This window comes from Paraferrimonas haliotis (assembly GCF_002282895.1).
In the GTDB taxonomy this organism is placed as follows: Bacteria; Pseudomonadota; Gammaproteobacteria; order Enterobacterales; family Shewanellaceae; genus Paraferrimonas; species Paraferrimonas haliotis.
The window spans coordinates 212,704-237,811 of the sequence record NZ_NRRB01000002.1 but is presented as its reverse complement, the minus strand read 5'-3'; the positions used below and the strand labels follow the sequence as shown (position 1 = coordinate 237,811).

The window sequence follows — 25,108 nt, the reverse complement described above, 5'->3', positions numbered from 1 at the left end:
TGTTTGCGGTTTGTTGTATCTGGTGGGGGGCTTTGTTAGCTTAACAAAAAAGCGCCTTTTGTAAGCGAGCATAGCATGAAACAACAAAACAAAGGATTTACCCTAATTGAGATGGTGGTGGTTATTGTTGTGCTTGGGGTGCTGGTAGCGGTGGCGACCCCTAAATTCATTAACCTAAAGCGCGATGCCCACGTCACCTCGCTGCAAACCATTGAAGGCTCTTTGCAAAGTGCTAATGCATTGATTTTCACTAAGGCTGTGTTGCAAGGTGCAGAAAAAGTAGGCCGCGCTAATCCCCGTCGCCGCGATTTAGGCCAGGTCCAACTTGACGACACTACGGTTGTGCAAACCAACTTTGGTTATCTCAGTAACAGCGGTCGCAATGACAACCGCAGCATTGCCAATTTAGAAACCATTTTGAACGTCGATAGCATCACCCGCCTGAGAAATAACCGCACAGTAGCCGCCAGCGGATTTGGTATGGATGCAAAAAATCGCAACGAATTTCATTTCTTTCCGGCAGGATTTAACCGCACCCAATTATGCCGCCTAGAATATGAATCTGCCCAAGCTCCTGGCGAGCAGCCGCAATATCGAGTTATCACCGACGACTGTTAGTAAAGCCCTTATTGCAACTGAAAATTTCTTCGTTTGAATAAATAGTTAACACTTGTTGCTAATTGGTGAAAATAAAGGTTGTCAGCATTAACAAGCCTTGATAATGTTCCATTGAAAGTGCGCAATAACGATCAAGCCGCTGCCTGCATGGCGGATTGATTGAAAACAATAAAGAGAGATGTAATTTTATGAAACAAGCAAAAGGTTTTACCCTAATTGAATTAGTGGTTGTTATCATTATCCTTGGTATTTTGGCTGTAACCGCCGCGCCAAAATTTATTAATCTTCAAACGGATGCTCGTATTTCTACCCTTAACGGTCTTAAAGGTGCCATTCAAGGCGCTAACGGCCTAGTGTTTGCTAAAGCGGCAATTGGCGGTGATGAGCAAAAAGCGTCAACGGATTGGGGAACGGGTGAAGGTGTTGATATCGGTACCGGTACCAATGCAGCAACGGCTTTTGGCTACCTACAAGCTGATGAAGACGAATTAACGAATGCGGTTGATGCCGATTTCAGTGACGAGTGGACCGTTAGCGCACCAGCAGCGGCAACACCGCCTGCCTCGATTATTCTTACTCAAGTGGGCTCGCCAGACGACGGTACAACCACAACTACGGCGGATATGTGTCGCTTGATCTACAGCGAAGCGGCCAATACTCAAACGCTACCAGTGTACGAATTAGAAACAGACGGTTGCTAAAATGCGACAGTGCTGAATAAGCTCGTAAAAGGCGATAAGCGCAAGCTTCATCGCCTTTTTTATTAACCTTATAAAAAACAGCATATTACCTATAAATTCCCGTTTTACGCTGTAGCGCTTGGCTGTTACTATGGATAACAAGAATACAACAAGCGTCATTGGGAGATACGCCACCTGTGACCGAGCACGCGCAATCAACGAGTCGCCATCAAAGCGGTTATACCCTGGTGGAGCTAGTGACCGTATTAATCATCATTGCCATTCTTGCGGTGGTGGTGTTTCCGCGTCTCATTGCCACTGACAGCTTCTCAAGCTATAGCCTGCGCGATGAGTTTATTGCAGAGCTTAGAAAAACTCAGCTACTGGCGCTTAATAATGTGGATCGTTGTTATCGGGTCGTCGTCACGCCGAGTCATTATCAACAACAAACCTTTGGCGTTAATTGCAGTGGCAACGTGATCAGGCAAGAGCCCGTGCAAACCTTACCGCGAAGAACTCACCTTGAATTCAGCGGCAGTGACCGTTTTTTTATTCAGTTTGATCACGATGGACGAGCGAATTTGGCATGCAACGGCAATTGTATCGATGTTATCGCAGAAGAAACCCTTACGATTGCCATCGCTAGCGAGGGGTATATCTATGCAAACTAGAGGTCGCTCTCAGGCAGGATTTACCCTATTAGAACTGGTTATCGGCATTTTGGTAAGTGCCATCGCCATTACCTTGCTGACCTCGACCTTGTACCCTCAAGCAGACAAAGCTGGTGAAACCTTGCAGCGCATGCGCTCAGCTGAGCTTGCCCATTCAATACTTAACGAAATTTGGGGTAAACGTTTCGATGAAAACTCGGGCGTTAATGGCGGCGTTCCAGCCTGTGGCTCTGCTGATGGCGTACCTTGTGCCGATGACCCAACCGGTCCTTCCAGCAAAAACAGAAACGACTTCGATAACGTCAGTGATTATCATGGCTTAACCATTAACAGTTTAATGCTGAACTCCAGTCAACGCTATGTGGACCGCTACCCAAACTTCTTAATGAGCGTATCGGTGGGTTATCGTGACAGCAGCACCAAAGCGCAAAAACTGATCACAGTAACCGTTACCACACCTGATGGTGAAGACATTGTTTATCAAGCGATTAGGAGTAATTACTAATGGCTAAGCATGGAGGCTTTACCCTAGTCGAGTTGATCACCGTGGTTATATTGCTCGGGATTTTGAGCGTGGGTGTAACCAGTTTTATTACCTATGGCAGTCGCATATTTGCTGACTCCACCGCCACCGATCAAATCATCAGTCAAAGTCGCTTTGCCATTGAACGTATGACTCGAGAGATTCGTTCGGCGCTGCCAAATAGCGTGCGAACGGACTCTGGCAGTGATTATCAATGCATTGAGTTCATTCCTATTCAAGCCAGCGCCAGTTACATTGACATTCCGACGTTTCCAGAGACTGCTCGCAATAGCGCAACGGTGTTTAACCCTACTCCCAACGTTAGCGGCTCAGGGTTTACCATGTTGGTCTACCCGCTTCAGCCCAGCGATGCTTACGTGGATAATAGCCAGTCCATCGCTAAGGCTTTTGCCGTGAATAGCGTCAGTCCAGGCCCAAGTGATGATACCAAAGTCGTTCGATTTCAACGCACCGTACTGTTTCTCGAATCCTCTCCCAGTAAGCGTTTTTATTTGGTGACAGGCGCGGTCAGTTATTGTTTTGAAGGCGATGGTCGATTGCGCCGCTATTCCGGCTACCGCTGGGACAACGCGCTTCAACCGGGGCCCAGTTTAATGGGTACTGGGGTACTTATGAGCGAGGGTATCGTTAATGATCTAAATGACGATCCGCCGATTGAGCTGACCCCTTCGACCTTGGTCAACAACGCTATGGTGCATCTACAACCGGAGTATCAATTGGGCAGCGCCAGCCTTCGCTATCAACATCAGGTGCAGGTGATCAATGTTCCCTAAATCTCAACGTGGTGCTTCACTCATTTTAGCGATTTTCATCATTACGGTGATGGCGGTGCTTGCGGCCGCGTTGTTACGGGTTAATCAAGATTCGGCCGAAGCGCTAACGCTAGAAGTATGGGGCGCGCGTGCATTGGCCAGTGCCAACAGTGGCGCCGACAGAGCGCTGTCACAGTTGTTTCCTATAAGCGGCGCGGTGCCAGTTTGCGCCAATGTCAGTACTAGTTGGAACTTAGATACGGATGTGGGCAGTGTAGGATTTAATGGGTGCAGCGTTACCATAGGCTGTAGCCAACTAAGCCAAAGTCCACAGCAGGAATTTAGAATACAGTCGACTGCAGTGTGTGAATCTGGAAATTGTAATGGCGATGCCGGGAGCTGTTTAAGGGTCAGTCGCTCGGTGGAAGTAGGAGCGCGTTATGAGCCGTAACTTATCATGGACTCTCGCCACTTCTGCGTGGCTAGGGCTAACAAACTTGGCCCATGCCGATGCCTTTGACGACATTTATACCAACCAGTTCCCTGATGTTATTCAAGGCCATCAGCAATCCCTAGATACCAGTTGCACCGCTGGAACAGACAGCGAGTTCAAAACCGCGAGCAACCCTAGTGTCATTGGCTTGCTAAGCCCAACCATTAAGTTTTGTAAAGACAAGCATGAAGATACCTTTACCTGTGTTAATGAGGACGGCAGCCCCGCAAGTTGCGCTATAGAAAATGCTTCAGTACCTATGTTATCCCTGCCCAGTTTTCAATATCAAAATGGCGGCAGCGATGTCAGTGATTGTGACGATCCTATCGTTGCGACCGACCTAAAAAAAGTAAAGATCAAAGACTGTTCGCTAGAATTTCCTGCTAACGACTACCGTATGGAGGAATTAAAGGTCGAAAATAACGCCACGGTTGAGCTGGCGGCAGGTGATTACTGGATTGAAAAGCTAGAAATAGACGGATCTACACTGGTTTTAAGTGGCGATGTACGAATTTTTACCAGCGACGAAGGTAACGGTGAGGCTAAATTTGAAGATGCCCAAATCAATGCCTCTGGTGGTTTTCAATTACTGTTGGTCAGCTACGAAAAAGTCAAAATAAAGAACGCGCAGTTTAACGGGTTTGTTTATGCCGATGGTGACATAAAAGTTGAGCAGACGAGCCAAGTTAATGGGCGTTTAACAGCCAAAAAAGTCGAACTAAAAGACAGTTCACAGGTGACGAATGCAGATGTGCCGACACTAGATCAATGTGAATTGGTCTTTCCAACACCAGTGAATGGCTACAGTGCTGGCCATCAAGCTAATCTAGGTAATCATCGCGGTGCAGTGATTGGCACTATCGCCGGAGCGCTGGGCTATGACAGCGCATCGCAAATCAATGCCGGCAATCAGGGGTGTGATGGCGGTGCTTGTATCGAATCCAGTCTTGCCTCGGCCATGACGGATGTGGTGGATCCGTTCCCACTGGATTCCAGCGGAGACTCGTACAACTTAGGATTCGACCAATCGCTTACGCTGTCGGAGCCGGATGCGCTTTATAACGTGATTAATATGAACAATAAAGCACAGCTAAATCTTGATGCAGCTGGGGTTAAAATTAAACAGCTTAACGTAGGTAGCGGTCGTTCTGGTAATCCCTACAGCGTGAAATTAGCGCCCGGAGAATATTGGATAGAAAGCTTAAGCTTGGGCTTTGATACACAAATTCAAATCACCGGCGACAGCGTGTTGCACGTGGGTTCATTATCTCTACCAAGCGGCGGCTTTATTAATACTACAGGTGCCAACATCAGTGGTGATTCGTCTCAGCTCACTATTATGTCGTATGGCAGCATTGTTATGGGTAACACCTCCACCATTGCCGCGAATATTTATCAAACCGCCTCGGGCAGTTTAACCATGAATTCGGCCTCATTTCTATTTGGTAAAGTAACCTCTCCCAGTGTTTCACTTGGGTTCAATTCTGTCATTAATGGCAATCAAAGTGGCTGCGCGCTGCCCAATCCAGAGCCGGACCCTTTGCAGTGTTACAGCGACGACTTTAATCGTTCAGACTTAGGCGATGACTGGATTGCAAAAGTCTTGGGAAGCAGTGATATTCCATCGATTCAAGATAATCAGCGGCTGAGAATTACCGCTGATAAGCGCCGCCAAGCGGCGGCCTTGACCTATCAAAAATTATTCCCAGCCGAAGGCAATAAAGTGGTGTTAGAGTTTGATTACAACGCTTGGTCGCCTAACGGTGGACAAGGCGCTGATGGCGTCGCTGTGGTGTTATCTGACTCAACCATCACTCCGCAGCCGGGCAGTTACGGCGGTTCGCTGGGGTACGCGCAACGCAACGACGGCACTCCAGGGTTTGCAGGCGGTTGGATTGGTATTGGATTGGATGAATACGGCAACTACAGTAACCCCAATGAAGGGCGAGTTGGCGGTACCGGATTTGAGCGACAAGCGGTAGCTATTCGAGGCTCGGAACAAGCGGATTTTGTCTTCTTAGCGGGCACTGGTGGCGGCCTTAATCCGCCGGTAGATCAACGTCAAACCAACACGCCAGGACCAAATCACAAGTACCGAATTACGCTCGATTCGCAAATACCCGGAAAGCATCTCATTGAAGTAGAGCGTGACAGCGGCGCTGGTTATGAGGTGCTAATACCCAGTTTCGATGCCTACGAAGTTAACCCGGCTCAAGGTGATATTCCCGAGAAGTTCTATCTATCACTGACCGGCTCAACCGGTGGTGCTTTCAACAACCATGAAATCGATAATTTTAAGGTGTGCTCCATTAAGTCGGAGCCTGTGGGACAGCTTATCGACCATTTTGAATTTGATTACAGTCAATCACCGTTAACCTGTAAAGCCGAAACCATGACCGTTCGAGCGTGCGCCAATAGCGATTGCAGTGAGCTGATTACTGGGGAAGTTCGAGCCAATTTGTCGCCGGCAGCCATTACCGATGGTGCTTGGCTGCCTTCTAACACGCTTATTTTTAGTGGTGGTAGTACCACGGTGGATTTGCGCTTAAATACGTCTTCGCCCACCACCATTGGGGTGTCAGGGTCGATCCCTAGCACTCGACCTGGCAGTGATACCTTGTGCCGACGTGGCAGCAGTGGCTTAAATTCCGCCAATTGTACCCTTTCGTTTGCCAACGCCGGCTTTGAATTTGATGTGCCGGATAACCCAGCCAACAAACCCATAGAAAATGTGCTTATTCGAGCGGTAAAAAAAGACGATAGCAGCCAGGCGTGTGTGCCCCTATTCCAAGACACCACTAAGAGCATCGATTTTTGGAGTCAATACATCGACCCTGCCGATACTGGTCGTCCGGAAAGCTGGCCGGTGGCGGTTCAGCAACAAAATGTGGGCGGCAATGCCGCTCAAGCCACGCCGGTGTCGTTGGACTTTAATAGCAACGGCGAAGCCTTGATGCGAGTGGACTATGCCGATGCCGGTAAAGTGGAATTGAATGCCCGCTACCTTGGCAGTGATGATGAGCAAGGCTTGGTGCTCGAAGGAGCCGACCAGTTTGTAAGTTATCCCGTTGGTTTGTGCGTAAGCACACAGGCCAATTGTGCCAGCGGTGACAGCAGTTGTTCGGTGTTTAAGCGGGCTGGTGAAGGCTTTGAATTGTCGATTCAGGCCAAAGCATGGCTTGACAATGATGACGCCGATCTATGCAACAATCCGAATACGCCAAATTACGCCCATGCAGGCATAGAGCTCGGGGCGCAATTAATCGCGCCAAGTGCAGGTCGCAATACCGAAGTATCGCTGAAAACTTACGACCATCTTGCGGCCAAGCAGGGGCTTACCAAGGTAACGCAAACCAGCAGTGAAGTCGGCGTGTTTCAGTTCACCGCCACACCGCCGTCAAGCTATCTTGGAGTTGCAGCACCCATTGCCAAAGGCGTGAGTGATAGCAGCGGCCGCTTTGTGCCCAGTCAGTACGCCATTAGTGGCCAAAGCATTATTGCCGGTTGCAGCGCTGGCGGATTTAGTTATATGGCACAACCCTTTACCGCGCAGTGGCAAGTAGAGGCACAAAATATTGGTGGCCAAAGAACTCAGAATTATTTTGGTGATTTTGCTAAAGCTTCTTCACAGCTGGTTGCGGCGAACGCCTTGAGTGGTAACCCGTTAAATGACCGATTGACTCAGATTAATGGCCTCAATTGGGCGTTAGGCCAAGCTCAAGTCAACGCCAGCAGCGCTTTAGCAAGAGCGGCTGCCCCCACTGTTGATGGCCCCTATCAGCAACTTAGAGTTGGTGTGCAAATTAATGACAACGACGGCGGTTACGGCTTGGTTGCCGATCCAGATATGGCGGCTTCCATTGTTGGTAATTGCTCAAGTGCCAATTGTGATGCCAAGCTGATTGATCTAATTGATGTGCGCTTAGGTCGCCTTACCTTAGAAAATACCTTTGGCCCAGAAAGCGCCCAATTGTCAATGAGCGCCGCAATGGAATACTGGAATGGCAGTACTTGGCAACTGAACCGCGATGATCAGTGTTCTGTGTTAAGTACACCTGAGTTGCGTAAAGCCAGCTCGGATACGTCTTCTGGGTATGTCTATCAACCGGAGCTAAGCGGTGCTCAAAGTGTGCAGCGCAACAACGATGGTAACGTCGCCAGTGATGGCAAAGCGCTGTTGTTGTGGCGAGCTACTAATGGCTATCGTGGACAGGTACAAGCGCCTTTGCACCTCGATAATACCCCTTGGTTACAATGGTATTGGAACTGGGACGGTAGCTCGCCAACGGACTTAAATGAACCCAGAGCCAGTGCCTACTTTGGCACCTACAGAGGCAACGATCGCATTATTTATTGGCGGGAAATTAACTAACAATTTGTCCACTATAAAACGGAACTTAGCCAGAAAATACATGCCAAATATTAGGGTTAGTGACATTTTGGTGCGCTAACCCTTTTTTATCGCAATTGACGCGGTTCAAACCTTGTGGAAAAGCCCTTGCATTGGTAAAGTGGGCTGTTTTCTCTCTTTAGACTTATTTTGTATAAACAGGCCTGTTTCATGTTTAAAAAGTTGCGCGGTATTTTTTCTACTGACTTATCAATCGATTTAGGTACAGCGAACACGCTCATTTATGTTCGCGAAGAAGGCATTGTCCTTGATGAACCATCAGTGGTTGCCATACGTGGTGATCGTAACGGCGCTCAGAAGTCTGTCGCGGCAGTCGGTGCTGCAGCGAAACAAATGCTGGGTCGTACCCCCGGTAACATTCAGGCCATTCGTCCGATGAAAGACGGCGTTATCGCTGACTTTTACGTGACCGAAAAAATGCTGCAGCATTTTATTACCCAAGTTCACAACAACAGCTTTTTCAGACCCAGTCCGCGCGTTTTAGTGTGTGTGCCGGTTGGCGCTACACAAGTGGAACGTCGAGCCATTCGTGAATCTGCCCTTGGTGCTGGTGCTCGTGAAGTGTACTTAATCGAAGAGCCTATGGCGGCAGCGATTGGTGCTGATTTGCCTGTGTCTGCACCGACCGGCTCTATGGTGGTGGATATTGGTGGTGGTACTACCGAAGTCGCCATTATTTCGTTAAATGGCGTAGTGTACAGTTCCAGTGTGCGCATTGGTGGCGATAAATTCGATGAAGCCATTATCAACTACGTGCGTCGTAACTATGGCTCGCTCATTGGTGAAGCAACCGCTGAGCGCATTAAAACCAAGATCGGCAGTGCCTACCCGGGTGATGAAGTTGCTGAGATTGAAGTGCGTGGTCGCAATTTAGCGGAAGGGGTTCCTCGCAGCTTTACCCTAAATAGCAACGAAATTCTTGAGGCTCTGCAAGAGCCGCTATCGGGCATTATCAGCGCGGTATTAGTGGCATTAGAACAGTCGCCACCAGAGCTGGCTTCCGATATTTCAGAACACGGCATGGTGTTAACCGGTGGTGGTGCCTTGCTTAAAGATTTGGATCGCTTATTGATGCAAGAAACTGGAATTCCGGTCATGATTGCGGAAGATCCACTCACCTGTGTTGCTCGCGGCGGTGGTAAAGCATTGGAAATGATCGACATGCATGGCGGCGATCTGTTCTCTGACGAAATTTAATAACAGCTTGGGGCGGCGCTAGCCGCCTTAATTTTTTATGAATCCAATTTTTGGGCGCGGCGTATCGATACAATTTAGATTAACTCTGGCGATTATTTTATCGCTGGCGTTGATTGTGGCTAAAGATCGCATCGAGCCGGCTCGTCAATCACTGTCTTCCTTGCTATCTCCGTTGCAGTTAGCGGCCAACGTGCCGGGCAATCTAATGGATTGGGTTTCCTCAAGCCTTGCTACTCGCAATCAGTTAAAAAAGCGCAACCAAGATTTGCTCGAGCAGCAACTTTTGATGAGTGAGCGCTTACAACGGTTTGAACACCTTAATCAGGAAAACCTGAGATTACGCGCCTTGCTCGGTTCACCGGTTCGTCAAGATGCCCAAAAACGGGTCGCTGAAGTGATGGCGGTGGACGCCGACCCTTACCATCACTATGTGACTCTCGGTGTTGGCGAGCGGCAAGGGGTGTTCGTAGGGCAACCAGTCATTGATGACAAAGCCATTATTGGCCAGGTAACGCAAGTGTCACAACTGACCTCTCGGGTGTTGCTCATCAGTGACAGCAGCCATGCCATACCGGTACGAGTGAGCAGGAACGACGTTCGTGGCGTACTTCAGGGCACCGGCGATTTAGACGTAATGGAAATTCGCCATTTGCCCACCAGTACCGACATTAATGCCGGAGATTTGCTGGTGTCTTCTGGACTGGGCGGACGGTTTCCCGAAGGTTATCCCGTGGCGCGAGTGGAATCTGTTGAACGAGGCGATGGTCGTCGTTACGCCAAGGTCATGGTTAAGCCGTTGGCGAGTTTAGACCGAATCCGCTACGTACTGCTGCTTTGGCCGGAAGGACAAACGCACCAGGAAGAGGAAGAGTAATGGCGCTACAGGCTGCGAATGGTAGAGGCATTGTCTGGGCTACGCTCATCATGGCGCTGCTATTGCAAATTATGCCATTGCCGTCGGTTGTGGCGGACTTTAGAGCCGACTGGGTGTTCATTGCGCTGGCCTATTGGACCATGGCATTACCCCATCGCTACAGCATTTTAACCGCCTGGATACTGGGCATCATGTTAGACATTTTGCTCGGGGCTACCATGGGAGTGCGCGGGCTTGCCTTAGCGCTCATGATTTATGTGATTGCACTGCATTATAAACGCATTCGTAACTTTCCCATTTGGCAACAGTCCATCATTATCGCGTCGCTCAGCATCGTTTATCATTTGATCATTTTCTGGATTCAATTTGCGATTCATCGCGTTGCCTTTGACCCAGCAGAATTACTACCGGCGGTGTCTAATCTTGTTATTTGGTTTTGGGCTTATTGGCTGTTAAAACGATTGCGCCGTGACTTTAAGGTGCGCTAAATGAATACTTCTGCAGACATCGTGTTGGCCTCAGCCTCACCACGTCGCCGGCAACTGCTGTCGCAACTTGGATACCGATTTAGCAGCGTAAGCTGTGACATTGATGAAACGCCGTTTAGTGGTGAAGCGCCTGCTGCCTATGTGGAGCGCCTAGCCAATGAAAAGGCCAAGGCGGGATTGATTCATGCACCTACAACCGGGGCAATTGTTCTCGGCTCAGACACTATCGTTGTGATCGATAATTGTTTGCTGGGTAAGCCCAAGGATGCGCAACACAGTGCTGAAATGCTCACCAGGTTGAGTGGCAATGAACATCAAGTCATGACTGCGGTGGCGGTAACAAATGGTTTTAAAAGTCAATCTGTTGTGGTCACAACTGTGGTAAGATTTTGTCAGTTAACTGAGCAACAAATAAAGCAATATTGGGATACCGGAGAGCCTGCTGATAAAGCCGGTAGCTACGGCATCCAAGGTATCGGTGGCAACTTTGTAGAGTCAATCAATGGCAGCTATTCCAGTGTGGTTGGCTTACCTTTGGTTGAGACCCGTAGGCTCGTCGATTCAGCTTTGGAGTGGAACCATGGCTAAATATCAAGATAATGCGTTAAGTGCAGAACTGTTAATCAATGTCACGCCCACCGAGTCACGAGTGGCCCTCGTGGAAAATGGTACCCTTCAAGAAATCCACATCGAACGGCGGATGAAGCGCGGTTTAGTGGGCAACGTCTACAAAGGTAAAGTGACTCGAGTGCTGCCGGGTATGCAGGCTGCTTTTATCGATATTGGTCTCGACAAAGCAGCGTTTTTGCATGCGTCGGATATTGTGGTGCACACCGAGTGCGTTGATGAAGAAGATAAGCAAAAGTTGCAAGCCAACATCGGTCGACTGGTGCATCAGGGTCAGGAGCTGGTGGTTCAAGTAGTCAAAGACCCTATTGGCACCAAAGGCGCGAGACTCACTACAGATATTACATTGCCTTCTAGGTATCTGGTCTTCATGCCCAGCGCCTCCCATGTCGGCGTATCGCAACGAATTGAATCGGAACAAGAGCGAGAACGTTTACGTAAATTAACCGAGCCTTTTGTGGATGAATCTGGTGGTTTCATTATACGCACCGCTGCTGAAGGGGTTGGCGAGCAAGAGCTCATACAAGACGCTAAGTTTTTACGTCAAGTGTGGAAAAAAGTCTTAGAGCGCAAAGCTCGCAAAGGCGTGCGGGATCTTTATCGTGATTTGATCTTGCCGGTTCGTATTATTCGCGATTTCGTTGGCACCAAACTTGATAAAGTACTGGTGGATTCGCACCAAACCATTGAAGAGTTGTCGATGTTTTGCCGAGAGTTTATGCCCGAGCTTACCGATAAACTGACTTTGTATCGTGGTCCCAATCCGTTGTTTGATCAGTACGATGTGGAGAAAGAAATTCAACGAGCGCTGGAAAAACGGGTCGATTTAAAATCCGGCGGATACATGATTGTCGATCAAACCGAGGCCATGACCACCATCGATTTGAATACCGGAGCGTTTGTCGGCAGTCGCAATCTCGAAGAAACCATTTTTAACTTGAACCTAGAGGCCACACAGGCCATTGCTCATCAGCTGAGACTGCGAAATCTTGGTGGCATTATCATCATTGATTTTATCGACATGAGCAGCAGTGAGCACCAAACGCGGGTGCTAACAGCGCTTGAGCAAGCGCTGGCGTCGGATAGAGTCAAAACTAACATCAGTGGTTTTTCGAGCCTAGGACTGGTGGAAATGACTCGTAAACGCACGCGAGAAAGCCTTGAGCATGTGCTTTGCGACGAATGCCCATGTTGTAAAGGGCGTGGCTCGATGAAAACGGTTGAAACCGTCAGCTTTGAGATATTGCGCGAAATCATTCGCGTCGATCGTGCCTACGATGCCGATGAATTTGTGGTGTACTGCGCGCCATCTGTTTTCGAGTCACTATCGACTCAAGACAACGAATTGGTTGCAGAATTGGAAGTGTACTTAGGTAAGAAAATTAACTTACGCAATGAACACTTGTATACCCAAGATAAGTTTGATGTGGTGATGATGTAGTCATGGCCATTCAATTTCTGTCTAAACTCACTCGTCAACTTGGAATCGGGCTTGCCATTGTGCTGGTGCTGTTTGCCTTGACCGTGAGTTTGGTTCGGGGATTATTGCCGCAACTCAATCAATTAAAAGCGGATGTCGAGAATTATATTGCCAGTCAGTACCACGTTAATATAGAGATTGGCAGCATGGAAGCAGCTTGGGCCGCCTATGGCCCAGAGCTAACCATTAATGAATTGGTGATTCCACAACAATCAGCGCTTCCAGTGTCGATGACGGTTGACAAAATTCACCTCAAACTGGACTTTTGGCAGACCCTAGTTACCGCCACACCTCAGGTTGAAGATGTGGGGTTTGACGGCCTTAAGTTCGAGCTGGATTTAGACATTTTGGACTCGCCTACCTCTCAAGGGAATAGTGATTGGTTATACGCTTTATTGCTTGAGCAGCTCGATCGTTATTCTATCACAGAGGCGCAGGTTACCCTTAAGCGAAACAACAAACGCAGCAACCCCATATATCTCAGTGAATTTAAATGGCTCAACAAAGGTTTAAACCATAAGGGCAGTGGCTATATTGGTTTAGATGCAGATCCCGATAACGATGAGCAACTTCGTTTAAGCGTGCAGATGCGTGGCAACGGCTTTGATCCGGACAATTTAAAGGGTGAATTTTACGTCGCAGCGGAGCAATTGGATTTAGGTAAGTGGCACCCCGGAGCCCTGCAACAAGAATTACAGCTTACCGGCTTAGTCAATTTTGAGCTGTGGTCGCGATTTAACAACCGAGCCTTTCAAACCGCCATATTGGAGTTTTCCCCTAGCCAGCTGCAATGGCAATACCAGCAACAACCGCAAACCTTTGAAATTCGTTCGGGAGTCTTACAGTGGTTGCCGAATCAACAAGGCTGGCAGATGACCAGCCGCGATTTCGATATCGTTTCAAACAATCAAGCTTGGCAAGATTTTGGGGTATTTATTAATGCCAGCCCGCAACAGTTTGGGTTGTTTTTAAACCGGATTGATTTGGCAAATTTAGAGCCTTTTTTACCGCTTATTCCAGGTATTAAATTGGCTCACATCGAACAATGGATGGCGATGTCACCCAGTGGTACTGTCTCCAAATTGCAGTTGCAAAAGGCCAAAGACGGCGAATGGCTAACCGGGGTTCAAGGTAACGGATTGAGCTGGAATGCTTTTGGTAATTTGCCAGAGGTCGCCGATTTACAATTGGTGATGGCATCCAAAGGCGACATTATCAATGCTGAGCTACCCAAGCAATCCATTCGTTTTGGTATGCCCAGTGAGGGGATTCCCAGCGCCAACTACCAACTGGAATCCACGGGGCTGGCGTGGCAGCAAACCGATGCCGGCAGTCAACTGTTGATTCCCCGTTTGCAGTTACAGTCGGACCTGCTAACCCTAGACGCTCGCGCGGCCTTGCTGTTAACAGAGGAACAGTCGCCGCTACTTAGTTTATCGGCGAGCGCCGCCATTAGCGATGTAGCTAAAGTCGAGCAGCTATTCCCTAAGCAAGCCATGGGCATGCCTTTATCTAACTATTTAGGAGCGGCGTTAGTTAAGGGCAAGATTGCCGACGCTAACATCGTTTGGCAAGGACGCTTAGGCGAATTCCCCTATGATGACAAACAGGGAACCTTTCAGGCGGGTTTTCAACTGCAAAAGGGCGAGTTTGAGTTTCAACCGGATTGGCCAGCAGTCTCTGAGCTGACGTTAGATGCATTGTTTGAAGATGCGCGCATGGACTTAAACGTAGTCAAGGGAAAGCTGCTGAATGTAGATGCCGATGGTGCGTTTGTGGGTATTGAGCGTTTGCAAAGTCAATCGCAGTTGCGGGTGATAGCCGATTTAACGGCGCAGGGCGCCGATGTTACCGACGTCATGGTGAATTCAGCCTTGTCAGGCTCGGTGGGTAAAACCCTTGAGGTGGTTGAAATTAATGGGCCAATTCGGGCCAACATAGACTTAGACATACCTTTATATCCAGAAGGAGAGCTCCTCGCTAAAGGGGATGTTTACCTGAAGGATACGCCGGTATACGTCAATCAGCCGGGTATGCAGCTGGATGAGATGTCGGGCACCGTCAGCTTTGAAAATGCCAAAGTGACCGCCCAAGAGCTACAGGCTAAGCTGTATGGTCAGCCCACCCAGATCACTATTGATGCGGATAATCTCAATGATGACTACGGGGTCAGTATTAAGCTCAACGGCAGTTGGCAAGTGGATGAACTACCACCAAAATTGGACAACGCGCTAACCGACTACTACTCCGGACAGTTAGATTGGCGTGGTCGCGTAAGAATGGTATTTGATGATACCGGCTTTAGAATCCAAGCTCAGGTTAACAGCGACCTTGAGCAGGCTGTATTAACCTTGCCTGAGCCGCTGGCTAAACCGCTTGGTGCCTCAAGGCAGTTACGAGCCGAACTAATAGGCGACAGTAAACAACTGTTTTTGGGTGTTAAATATGATGACGCGGCGGAGTTTTGGGCCGGTTTTGATGAAGAGCACGGCGCTCAAATTGCGCACTACGATCTCATGGTCGGTCGCTTATTTAAGCTAGGGGATAACGTTAGACGCCGTCAAGGGCACATTAATATTCAGTTAGCTGAAGCGGATTTTGGTGAATGGCTGCCGGTGATCCAAAGCTTTATCCAAGACATTGATAAAGTTGAAGAAGAAGTGGCTGCGAAAGAACGTACACCACTGTTCCCGGCACTGACCTTCATTCAAGGCGATTTTAAGTCGTTCGACATCTTTGGCGCTCATTTTAGCGATCTGAATTTGGTTGCCGAACCAGACAATAATTTCTGGCAAGTGTTAGCGAATTCGCCGCAGGTCGATGCCGGCCTGACCTTCTACCCAAATTGGAGCGAGCAAGGGCTTAAATTGGTGGCGTCTAAATTGCATATTGCTCCTCAGTTCGATGACGCCGATGAGCAGTCAGTTGACCACCATCAGATTGCCGAGTCGCTGCCACCGCTCGCCTTAGATATTGACGACTTTAAGTTGTACGACTATCACTTAGGCCATGTGGTGATGCAGGCGTCACCGGTTGATGAAGGCTATCAGATCCAAGCGTTACGCATAAATGACGACTATTCGTCACTTAATGGACGTGGCATGTGGTATCACAAAGATCGAAATCAAACCGAATTGGAGTTTGATTTAACGGCCAAGCAGTTTGACGAGCTCACCCGAGTGCTCAATATCAGTCCTGGAGTAAAAGACAGCCCCTTATCGACTCAGGCGACGTTGAGCTGGAACGGTGCTCCTTATTCGCCGGATGTCGCCTCACTTAATGGCAAGGTTAGTTTCGAAATGGGCAAAGGTCACCTTTCTCAGGTGAGTGACAAAGGCACTCGAATTTTCTCTTTGTTCAGCTTGGAATCCTTGGTTAGAAAACTGTCTTTGGACTTTACCGATGTCTTTGGTAAAGGCTTTTACTACAATAAATTCAGTGGCGATTTGGATTTAAAAGACGGCATCGTTAATACCGATAATGCGGTAATTGACGGCACGGCAGGTCTGTTAAAAGTGAAGGGTTATACCAACTTATTAGATGACAGCATTGACTATGACGTGCGCTTCTCACCGCACTTAGCGTCCAGCGTACCGACCGTGGTGCTGCTTACCACCAGTGCATGGAATTTAGGTATCGGCGCGTTCGCCATCAGTAAGGTGTTGCAACCGGTCATCGAAGTCATCTCTGAAATTCGATTCCGCCTCACCGGAACCATTTACGAGCCGCTAGTTAATGAAACCGGACGCAAGAGTAAGGAAATTGAGGTGCCGGAATCCATACTGCCAAAAACAGAGCCAGAGCAGGGAGTCGAGAGTGAAGGTAAACCTACTGCAGATGCAGTCGAGCCAGAAGTTTGAAGACAATCTAAGGGTTATTGAACAAGCCTTTCATCAGCAGTTTCAGCACAGGACACCGGCTTCGACGGTACAGCTTGCACTGCTACCGGAAGCGGCTTGGGTCTTCGCGCAATACCATCAACAAAATCGAGATTTGGCCAGCAATACAGACTCCATTACCCGCTTGTGCAGTGAGCTGGCGAAACAGTACGCCTTAATCATAGTGGCCGGCACCGTGCCGGTACCCGCAACCAACGAGCGTTGCTACAGTCGCTGTTTGGTTTGGGGGCCGCAGGGGCAGCTGCTTGGCCATTACGACAAAATGCATTTATTTGATGTGGACATCCGTGACCGCAGTGGCGCCTACCGTGAAAGCGAACATTTCGCTGCCGGTGATCAGCCGAGTTTGATTGACTGTGGCTCGCTAACACTGGGACTTACCGTTTGTTACGATTTACGCTTTCCTGAGTTATTCCAACATTACAAAGCACTGGGCGCGCACCTAATTACGGTGCCGTCGGCGTTTACAGCGAAAACCGGTCGTGCCCATTGGCAGCCATTGTTGCAGGCAAGAGCCATTGAAAATCAATGCTTTATACTTGCGGTAGGCCAGTGGGGGCAACACGATAATGGCCGAACAACCTGGGGCCATTCAATGATTATTGATCCCTGGGGGCGCATCTTGGCCGAAAAAGCGCAAGGCAGTGGTTGGCTCACCAGTGACATAGATGTTAGCCAAATCGATGACATTCAGCGTATGATGCCTATTCAACAACATAAGCGATTTGCGCAAGCTAAGCTTAAGTCGCCTAAATAACTTTGTTAAATTGAGAACCCTATGATCGAAACCCTTTCTCAGCAATTGCTACTACCTGGCCAGCTGGATTTAGACAAGCTCCACCAACAATTAGCGGTGGCTCATCAGCACCGTATTGATTTTGCAGACATATATTTGCAAGACAGTCGCAATGAGCATTGGGTCTTTGAAGATGGCATCATTAAAGACGGCAGTTTTCACATTGAGCGAGGTCTTGGGGTTCGAGCGATTAGCGGCGAGAAAACTGGTTTCGCTTATGCCGATGATATTTCGGCGTCGGCGCTGGAGAGCTCCGTTGTTGCGGCTCGCGGTATTGGACTTGCTGGACACTCTGCTTCAGCAAAAGCCTTTACCAGAAAGAGTCAACACGCACGCTATCAACAGGACGACCCTATAGCGTCGCTGCAAGAAGCGGCGAAAATACAACTGCTACGCGACATCGACGCATATGTGCGAGGGCTCGACAGTCGCATTGAACAAGTGAGCATTAGCTTATCCGGCGTATTCGAGCGAGTGTTGGTGGTGGCCAGTGACGGCACTTTAGCGGGTGATGTTCGCCCCTTAGTGCGATTAAATTGCAGCGTGTTGCTGGTGGAAGGTGACAAGCGCGAGCGGGGCAGTGCCGGTGGCGGTGGTCGTCACGACTATCAACCCTTCTTTGCGTTGGCAGAAGACGCTCAACCTAAGGCGTTTGAGTTTGCCCGAGAGGCTTTGCGAATGGCTCAAGTTAACCTAACGGCAGTGGATGCGCCAGCAGGGGAAATGCCGGTAGTCTTGGGTGCTGGGTGGCCCGGAGTCTTGCTGCACGAAGCGGTTGGGCATGGCTTAGAAGGTGACTTTAACCGCAAGGGTTCGTCGACGTTTAGCAACAAAATTGGCCAACAAGTTGCGTCAGAGTTGGTGACCGTTATCGATGATGGCACCATTGCCGATCGACGCGGCTCTTTGTCCATTGATGACGAAGGTACGCCTACTCAGAAAAACGTGCTTATTGAAAATGGCATTCTAAAGGGTTACCTGTTTGATAAGCATAATGCACACTTAATGGGGTTGAACAGCACAGGTAATGGCCGTCGTGAATCATACGCTCACTTGCCGATGCCACGAATGACTAATACCTATATGGAAGCCGGAAAAAGTGATCCTAAAGACATCATTGCCTCGGTAGATAAAGGCATTTACGCTCCGAATTTTGGTGGTGGTCAAGTGGATATCACGTCTGGAAAGTTTGTGTTCTCGGCCTCCGAAGCGTACCTGATTGAAAAAGGCGAGATTACCCAAGCCATTAAAGGCGCTACGTTAATTGGTAACGGCCCTGAATCCATGGGACACATCTCCATGGTGGGGAACGATTTATCCTTAGACCCAGGGGTTGGAGTCTGTGGTAAAGACGGTCAAAGCGTTCCAGTTGGGGTAGGCCAGCCTAGCCTACGTTTAGACAAAATGACGGTGGGTGGTACCGCATAGGCCAATGGCTGTTAGGATCTCCAATCAAGTACAATTACAGGAGCACGAGCTGCAATGGCAGTTCGTGCGTGCTCAAGGTGCAGGGGGGCAGCACGTTAATAAGACCTCCTCGGCAGCGGTCCTTATTTTTGATATAAGCGCCAGCAGTTTGCCGGATTACTATAAAAATAGGCTGCTTAACTTGCGAGACCACCGCATTAGCGCCAGCGGAAAAATCATCATTAAATCCCAAGGAACTCGCTCTCAATTCGATAATCGTCAAGCGGCGTTAGAAAGTTTAGTAGCGTTAATAAAAAGCGTAACCTTGGTACAAAAAAAACGAATTCCAACCAAACCGACCAAAGCCTCGCAACGCCGTCGAGTTGATAGCAAAAAGCGACGTTCTGATACCAAAGCCGGCCGCGCCAAACCCAAATTCTAACATTGCCTAATTTTTGTGCATCGCTCTGGTGCGCTCGTTACTCTATTGCACCATCTCGGTGCATATTGTGTTTCTTGTTTTTATAAATTCTTAGTTTATCAATACCTTACAAAGTTGGCTTGTGAATTGTATTAGTGATAGCAGATATACAATTACATGGAACTGTGGAGGATTTATGAAGCTGGTTACCGCAATAATTAAACCGTTTAAGCTCGACGATGTGCGTGAAGCCATCAGTGAAATAGGTGTCGATGGCCTAACGGTGTCAGAAGTGAAAGGGTTTGGCCGTCAAAAAGGGCACACCGAACTGTACCGCGGTGCGGAATATCAGGTGGACTTTTTGCCCAAAGTTAAGCTTGAAATTGCTGTTCATACTGAGTCGGTTGAACGCGTCATAGAAGCCATCACAAACGCCGCTAAAACCGGCAAGATTGGTGACGGCAAAATCTTTGTCAGTGAGTTGTCGCAAATCATCCGAATCCGTACCGGCGAAATGGACGTTGAAGCAATTTAGGAGCTTAAAAAATGGAACAATTACAAGAATTAGGTTTAACCGTAACAGAGTTACGTTTTGCATTGGATACGTTTTACTTCCTGATTTCCGGTGCTTTGGTGATGTGGATGGCTGCTGGTTTTGCCATGTTAGAAGCGGGATTGGTTCGCTCTAAAAATACCACTGAGATTCTAACTAAAAACGTTTGTTTATATTCAATAGCTTGCATCATGTATTTGCTTGTGGGCTATAACATCATGTACGTCGACAATGCTGAAGGTGGCTGGTTGCCAAGCTTTGGTGCTTTGATTGGTAGTCAAGCAGAAGGGGCCGATCACGCTCTTGAATCTGACTTCTTCTTTCAGGTGGTGTTCGTTGCCACAGCAATGTCGATTGTTTCAGGCGCGGTAGCAGAGCGTATGAAACTGTGGGCATTCCTAGCGTTTGCTGTAGTGTTAACCGGTGTTATCTATCCAGTTGAGGGGTATTGGACCTGGGGGGGTGGCTTTATCTCTCAAGCTGGATTTGTAGATTTCGCTGGTTCGGGCATCGTTCATATGGCTGGTGCAGCTGCAGCAATCGCTGGGGTACTTTTATTAGGAGCGCGTAAAGGCAAGTACGGTGCTAACGGTCAGGTTAACCCGATTCCAGGAAGTAACTTGCCATTAGCTACTTTAGGTACCTTTATTTTATGGATGGGTTGGTTTGGCTTTAACGGTGGCTCGCAACTGTTGGTGTCTGATGCGGAGAACGCCTCAGCGGTTGCAAAAATCTTTGTGAATACTAACTCTGCAGCTGCATTTGGTGCCATTTCTGCGCTCATTGTGTGTCGCTTAGTATGGGGTAAAGCAGACTTAACCATGATTCTCAATGGTGCTTTGGCTGGCCTAGTTGCGATTACTGCGGATCCACTTTCACCGAGTTTAACCATGGCAGGACTGATTGGTTTGGCTGCTGGTGGTTTAGTGGTGTTCTCGATTGTGAGCTTCGATCGCATCAAAATTGATGATCCAGTAGGCGCGATTTCAGTTCACGGTGTTGCAGGTTTATTCGGTTTGCTGGCCGTGCCGCTATCCAATGCTGATGCCACCTTTGGTGGTCAGCTATTTGGCGCTGCGGTTATTTTCGGTTGGGTATTCTGTGCATCGTTCGCTGTGTGGTTTGTACTAAAGAAAACCTACGGTATTCGAGTGAGCGAAGAGGAAGAGTACCAAGGTATGGATGTTTCCGATTGCGGTATTGAAGCTTATCCTGAATTCTTCACGGTAAAGTCTAACGGTTAATCGGTAGCGATAATTTTAGAAGCCTCGCGAAATCGCGGGGCTTTTTTAGGTTTGGACAAAGTTAACCGCGCAAGCGCATTGCCAACTTGTTATTAATTTTGTATCTTAATGCAATTGATAATAATTTCTATTTGTAATTAAAAGATTAAGGAAAAGGTCATGCGTCATTGGAGTAAAGGTGCTGCACTTATTGGGTTATTACTGGCGAGCATGGGAGTTGCGGCTGCTGAAAAGTTAACGGTTTATTCGTATCGCCAACCCTTTTTAATTGACCCGATTTTGCAGGATTTCACCACTAAGACCGGCATTGAGGTAGAGGTAGTATTCTCTAAGAAGGGTATTGCAGAGCGCATCAAGCGTGAAGGTCGCCTTTCTCCGGTGGACTTGGTGTTAACGTCTGACTTTTCTCGTTTAATGGAAATGGTGGATATGGGGCTAGTGCAGCCGGTTAACAGTGATACAGTTAATAACAATATCCCTGCCCAATTTCGTGACCCTAACAACCAATGGTTTGCACTAACCAGTCGCGTTCGTAACGTGTATTCATCTAAAGAGCGGGTTGGCGCAGTCGACCTCAACTACGAAGACTTAGCGGACCCTAAATTTAAGGGCAAAATATGCATGCGCCAAGGACAGCATCCTTACAACGTGTCGTTAGTAGCATCCATGATTGCTCATCATGGTGAAGCGGACACTGAAACTTGGTTAAAAGGTGTTAAAGCCAATTTAGCCCGCAAACCACAAGGCAACGACCGCGGTCAGGTAAAAGCCGTAAAAGAAGGTCTGTGTGACTACGCTATTGGCAACTCCTACTATTACGGCAAAATGATGCAAGATGCGGAGCAAAAGACTTGGGCGGATGCCGTGGTATTAAACTTCCCAAATCAAAGCAATCGTGGCTCGCACATTAATGTATCCGGTGTGGCTTTAGCTAAATACAGCGCCAATGTTGATAACGCTACTCAGTTGATTGAATACCTATCATCAGACCAAGCACAACAACAATACGCTGAATTAAACATGGAATATCCGGTAAAAGCAGACGTTCCTGTATCAAAAATGGTAGCATCTTGGGGCGAATTTAAGGCAGACGATCTGCCAATACAGGCCTTGGCAGATAACCATGCCGCGGCTGTAAAATTACTGAACAAGGTAAAATTCGACCTATAACAACAATATGAGGTTTTAAGTGATTCATGGATTAGCCAGACGCTGGTCGTTGTCTGGCTTGATGTTAGCATCCATCTTTTTATTACCGCTTCTGGCGCTCGTAGGACAAAGCCTACTGCCTGATGAAGCGGTTTTTCAGCATCTAAAGGATACGGTTTTATGGCACTACGTGGGCAATACCGTATTACTGGTGGTGCTGGTTGGAGTGGGCAGCCTGCTTATTGGTACCCCACTGGCTTGGTTGTTGGCTATGTGCCGCTTTCCCGGGCATAAGGTGTTTCAATGGGCATTGCTGTTACCCTTGGCGATGCCATCGTATTTGGTTGCTTATGTGTATACGGATCTGTTCGATTACGCCGGTCCGGTGCAACGTGGGCTGCGTTACATCATGGGCTTCTCTTCCCCAGCCGACTATTATTTTCCAGAGGTTCGCAGTTTAGGTGGCGCCGCCATCATGTTGGCTTTGGTGCTGTTTCCTTACGTGTACTTGCTGGCACGAACCGCCTTTTTAGAACAATCATCTAATCTTGTACAAGCCAGTCGCATCATGGGGTGTAGCCCTTGGCGCAGCTTTTTTCGGTTGAGTGTGCCTATGGTTCGACCGGCGCTTGCGGTGGGGGTTTCATTAGTGGCGATGGAAACCATTGCCGACTTTGCGACGGTTAATTATTTTGCGGTATCTACGCTGACCACCGCGATTTATGACACCTGGTTGGGCCTAGGAAGTTTAGGGGCTGCCGCCAAACTAAGCTGTATAACGCTATTGGTGATTTTCGCCGTTATTGGTGCAGAGCGTTACGCTCGTCGCAAACAAAAGCATTATCAAAAACAAGATGATAAACCGCAAGATTTTGTCTATCAGTTGAGCGGGACTAAAGGCTGGCTCGCCACCGGCTTTTGTTCGCTCATTTTGCTATTAGCCTTTTTCTTGCCGTTCGCGGTGTTGCTAGATTACGCCATTAACTATTTTGACGTCAGTTGGAATGCGAAATTCTTAGAGTACAGCCTAAACAGTCTGTGGATTTCCCTTGTGGTGGCTATCGTTTGTTGCCTGTTTTCGCTCATGTTGATGTTTGTCCGTCGCATCAGCCCACGAAAAATAGACTCGGTTTTTCCGCGCATTGGCAGCATGGGCTACGCCATTCCGGGTACGGTATTGGCCATTGGCGTTTTGATACCGTTAACGGCGTTGGATTTTGCCATTAACGATCTCGCTGACTACATGGCTTGGCAACGACCTGGATTGTGGTTATCCGGTGGAACGTTCGCGCTGGTGTTAGCCTTTTCAGTGCGTTTTTGTGCCATCACCATTGGCAGTGTTGAGAACAGTTATAAGCGCATATCGCCATCATTGGATATGGCCAGCATAACCATGGGCAGCGGCCCGTGGCGTTTATTGGGTAGGGTTCACTTTCCATTGTTGCGAAAAGGGCTGTTGGCTGGCAGTTTGTTAGTGTTTATCGAATCCATGAAAGAACTTCCCGCAGCACTGTTGCTGCGCCCCATAGGGTTTGAAAACTTGGCCACTTACGTGTATCAATTTGTCTCTGACGAAATGTTAGAACAAGGAGCATTACCTGCTATTGTCATTGTATTGGTGGGATTGGTTCCTATTATTTTACTGAATCGCTCGTTAGAGCAAACGAATCACTAAAGGCAAGAGTATTGCATCGATATGGCCGATTTAACCATTAGTCAAGTCAGCAGCAGTTACCAGGGAAAACCGGTTCTGCAAAATTTGGATTTACAGGTAGAAGCTGGAGAAATATTGGCGCTTCTCGGTCCGTCTGGCTGCGGGAAAACCACTTTGCTTCGAGCAATTTCGGGTTTGCAACCTGTGTCTGATGGCAGCATTCATGTCGGTTCTCGATTGGTGTCGAGTGCCGAATATATGATGCCGTCGGAACACCGTGGTTTAGGGATGATTTTCCAAGATTATGCTTTGTTTCCGCACTTGAACGTGGCGCAAAACATTGGCTTTGGATTGCAGGCGTTGTCATCGCAAGCAAGAACCAAACGCATTGATGAAATGCTGGAGTTAGTTAAACTCAACGGCTTGGGTGAGCGTTATCCTCACGAGTTATCCGGTGGCCAGCAACAGCGAGTATCCATTGCCCGCTCATTGGCTTACAAGCCCGACGTATTGTTACTCGATGAACCCTTTTCCAACATCGACGCCCAAGTACGTGGTCAGTTGATGGCAGAGATTCGAGCGATTTTAAAGCAGCAGCAAGTCACCGCAATTTTCGTAACCCACTCAAAAGACGAAGCGTTTGAGTTTGCCGATAGGCTGGCCTTGTTTAAAGAAGGGCGCATTGTTCAAACCGGTACCCCAGAGCAACTGTACTTTAACCCTAAAGAGCTATACGTTGCTGAGTTTTTAGGGGAAGGTAATTACATTGATGCTCAAGTTTATTCCGACAATCAAGTGGTCACTCCGTTAGGGCTGGTAACCTCAAGCGCCAAATTGGATGCGGATCCTAAAGCTTCTTATCGGCTGTTTTTACGTCCTCAACAAATTCAACTGGCCGCCAGTGATACCGGGCCTGCGGTTATCAAGGAGCGCCGCTTCTTAGGTAATTATTGCTATTACACTGTGGCCTTAGCCGAGCACCAGATTCAAGTTCGCTCACAGCTCACGCAGCTGCAACTCGGACAGCAAGTGTCGTTATCGACCCATGCGCATCCATTGGTGCTGTTCGAGCAATAACCAAGTAACGCAGCTTATTGACTGAAAATTAAACTAAATGTTTTAATGCCTTAACACAAATAAATAACAAGAT

At 48.3% G+C, this 25,108-nt stretch carries 21 protein-coding genes; all 21 read left to right on the top strand.

Annotated elements, in window-relative coordinates:
• The first annotated feature begins 75 nt into the window (after positions 1-75).
• The 21 genes from CLC91_RS04990 (at position 76) to CLC91_RS04890 (ending at position 25,035) form a co-directional block, all read left to right on the top strand.
• Positions 76-618 (top strand): prepilin-type N-terminal cleavage/methylation domain-containing protein, encoded by a 543-nt coding sequence (locus CLC91_RS04990; protein WP_095497897.1) that lies wholly within the window; start codon positions 76-78, stop codon positions 616-618.
• Positions 619-806: 188 nt separating this feature from the next.
• Complete coding sequence (locus CLC91_RS04985; RefSeq protein ID WP_095497898.1) at positions 807-1,319, top strand: type II secretion system protein; 513 nt, start codon at positions 807-809, stop codon at positions 1,317-1,319.
• A 176-nt stretch (positions 1,320-1,495) separates the two neighbouring features.
• Positions 1,496-1,969 (top strand): pilus assembly FimT family protein, encoded by a 474-nt coding sequence (locus CLC91_RS04980; protein ID WP_095497899.1) that lies wholly within the window; start codon positions 1,496-1,498, stop codon positions 1,967-1,969.
• Positions 1,959-2,474: a prepilin-type N-terminal cleavage/methylation domain-containing protein gene (locus tag CLC91_RS04975; RefSeq protein WP_095497900.1), complete on the top strand. Its 516-nt coding sequence runs from the start codon at positions 1,959-1,961 to the stop codon at positions 2,472-2,474. The genes CLC91_RS04980 and CLC91_RS04975 overlap by 11 nt, the downstream gene beginning before the upstream one ends.
• Positions 2,474-3,286, top strand: coding sequence for a PilW family protein (locus CLC91_RS04970; RefSeq protein WP_095497901.1), 813 nt, complete (start codon positions 2,474-2,476; stop codon positions 3,284-3,286). Before CLC91_RS04975 ends, CLC91_RS04970 begins: the two co-directional genes overlap by 1 nt.
• Positions 3,276-3,716: an MSHA biogenesis protein MshP gene (locus tag CLC91_RS04965; RefSeq protein WP_095497902.1), complete on the top strand. Its 441-nt coding sequence runs from the start codon at positions 3,276-3,278 to the stop codon at positions 3,714-3,716. The genes CLC91_RS04970 and CLC91_RS04965 overlap by 11 nt, the downstream gene beginning before the upstream one ends.
• The gene (locus CLC91_RS04960) at positions 3,706-8,130 is read left to right on the top strand and encodes a DUF6701 domain-containing protein (protein ID WP_095500075.1); all 4,425 of its coding nucleotides are present in this window, start codon (positions 3,706-3,708) and stop codon (positions 8,128-8,130) included. Before CLC91_RS04965 ends, CLC91_RS04960 begins: the two co-directional genes overlap by 11 nt.
• Positions 8,131-8,319: 189 nt before the next feature.
• A complete protein-coding gene (locus CLC91_RS04955; protein WP_095497904.1) occupies positions 8,320-9,366 on the top strand; it encodes a rod shape-determining protein in 1,047 nt (348 codons plus the stop codon).
• 37 nt (positions 9,367-9,403) lie between these two features.
• A complete protein-coding gene (gene mreC, locus CLC91_RS04950) occupies positions 9,404-10,240 on the top strand; it encodes a rod shape-determining protein MreC (RefSeq protein WP_095497905.1) in 837 nt (278 codons plus the stop codon).
• Entirely contained in the window at positions 10,240-10,728 is a 489-nt protein-coding gene (mreD, locus tag CLC91_RS04945; protein WP_095497906.1) for a rod shape-determining protein MreD, read from the top strand. Before mreC ends, mreD begins: the two co-directional genes overlap by 1 nt.
• Entirely contained in the window at positions 10,729-11,316 is a 588-nt protein-coding gene (locus CLC91_RS04940) for a Maf family protein (protein ID WP_095497907.1), read from the top strand.
• Complete coding sequence (gene rng, locus CLC91_RS04935; protein ID WP_095497908.1) at positions 11,309-12,796, top strand: ribonuclease G; 1,488 nt, start codon at positions 11,309-11,311, stop codon at positions 12,794-12,796. Before CLC91_RS04940 ends, rng begins: the two co-directional genes overlap by 8 nt.
• Positions 12,797-12,798: 2 nt before the next feature.
• Positions 12,799-16,695, top strand: a complete 3,897-nt coding sequence (locus CLC91_RS04930; protein WP_095497909.1) for a YhdP family protein — start codon at positions 12,799-12,801, stop codon at positions 16,693-16,695.
• Complete coding sequence (locus CLC91_RS04925) at positions 16,652-17,491, top strand: carbon-nitrogen hydrolase family protein (RefSeq protein ID WP_158220700.1); 840 nt, start codon at positions 16,652-16,654, stop codon at positions 17,489-17,491. The genes CLC91_RS04930 and CLC91_RS04925 overlap by 44 nt, the downstream gene beginning before the upstream one ends.
• Before the next feature lie 21 nt (positions 17,492-17,512).
• Complete coding sequence (tldD, locus tag CLC91_RS04920) at positions 17,513-18,958, top strand: metalloprotease TldD (protein WP_095497911.1); 1,446 nt, start codon at positions 17,513-17,515, stop codon at positions 18,956-18,958.
• Positions 18,959-18,962: 4 nt separating this feature from the next.
• A complete protein-coding gene (arfB, locus tag CLC91_RS04915) occupies positions 18,963-19,379 on the top strand; it encodes an alternative ribosome rescue aminoacyl-tRNA hydrolase ArfB (RefSeq protein WP_095497912.1) in 417 nt (138 codons plus the stop codon).
• A gap of 175 nt (positions 19,380-19,554) precedes the next feature.
• On the top strand, positions 19,555-19,893 hold the full coding sequence (gene glnK / locus CLC91_RS04910; RefSeq protein WP_095497913.1) for a P-II family nitrogen regulator: 339 nt from the start codon (positions 19,555-19,557) through the stop codon (positions 19,891-19,893).
• A gap of 11 nt (positions 19,894-19,904) precedes the next feature.
• Entirely contained in the window at positions 19,905-21,155 is a 1,251-nt protein-coding gene (locus CLC91_RS04905; RefSeq protein ID WP_095497914.1) for an ammonium transporter, read from the top strand.
• 159 nt (positions 21,156-21,314) lie between these two features.
• Positions 21,315-22,325 carry a Fe(3+) ABC transporter substrate-binding protein gene (locus tag CLC91_RS04900; RefSeq protein ID WP_095497915.1) on the top strand — a complete coding sequence of 337 codons (1,011 nt, stop codon included), beginning with the start codon at positions 21,315-21,317 and terminating at the stop codon, positions 22,323-22,325.
• 19 nt (positions 22,326-22,344) lie between these two features.
• Positions 22,345-23,979, top strand: coding sequence for an ABC transporter permease (locus tag CLC91_RS04895; RefSeq protein WP_095497916.1), 1,635 nt, complete (start codon positions 22,345-22,347; stop codon positions 23,977-23,979).
• A 21-nt stretch (positions 23,980-24,000) separates the two neighbouring features.
• Positions 24,001-25,035: an ABC transporter ATP-binding protein gene (locus CLC91_RS04890; RefSeq protein ID WP_095497917.1), complete on the top strand. Its 1,035-nt coding sequence runs from the start codon at positions 24,001-24,003 to the stop codon at positions 25,033-25,035.
• The last annotated feature ends 73 nt before the right edge of the window (positions 25,036-25,108 follow it).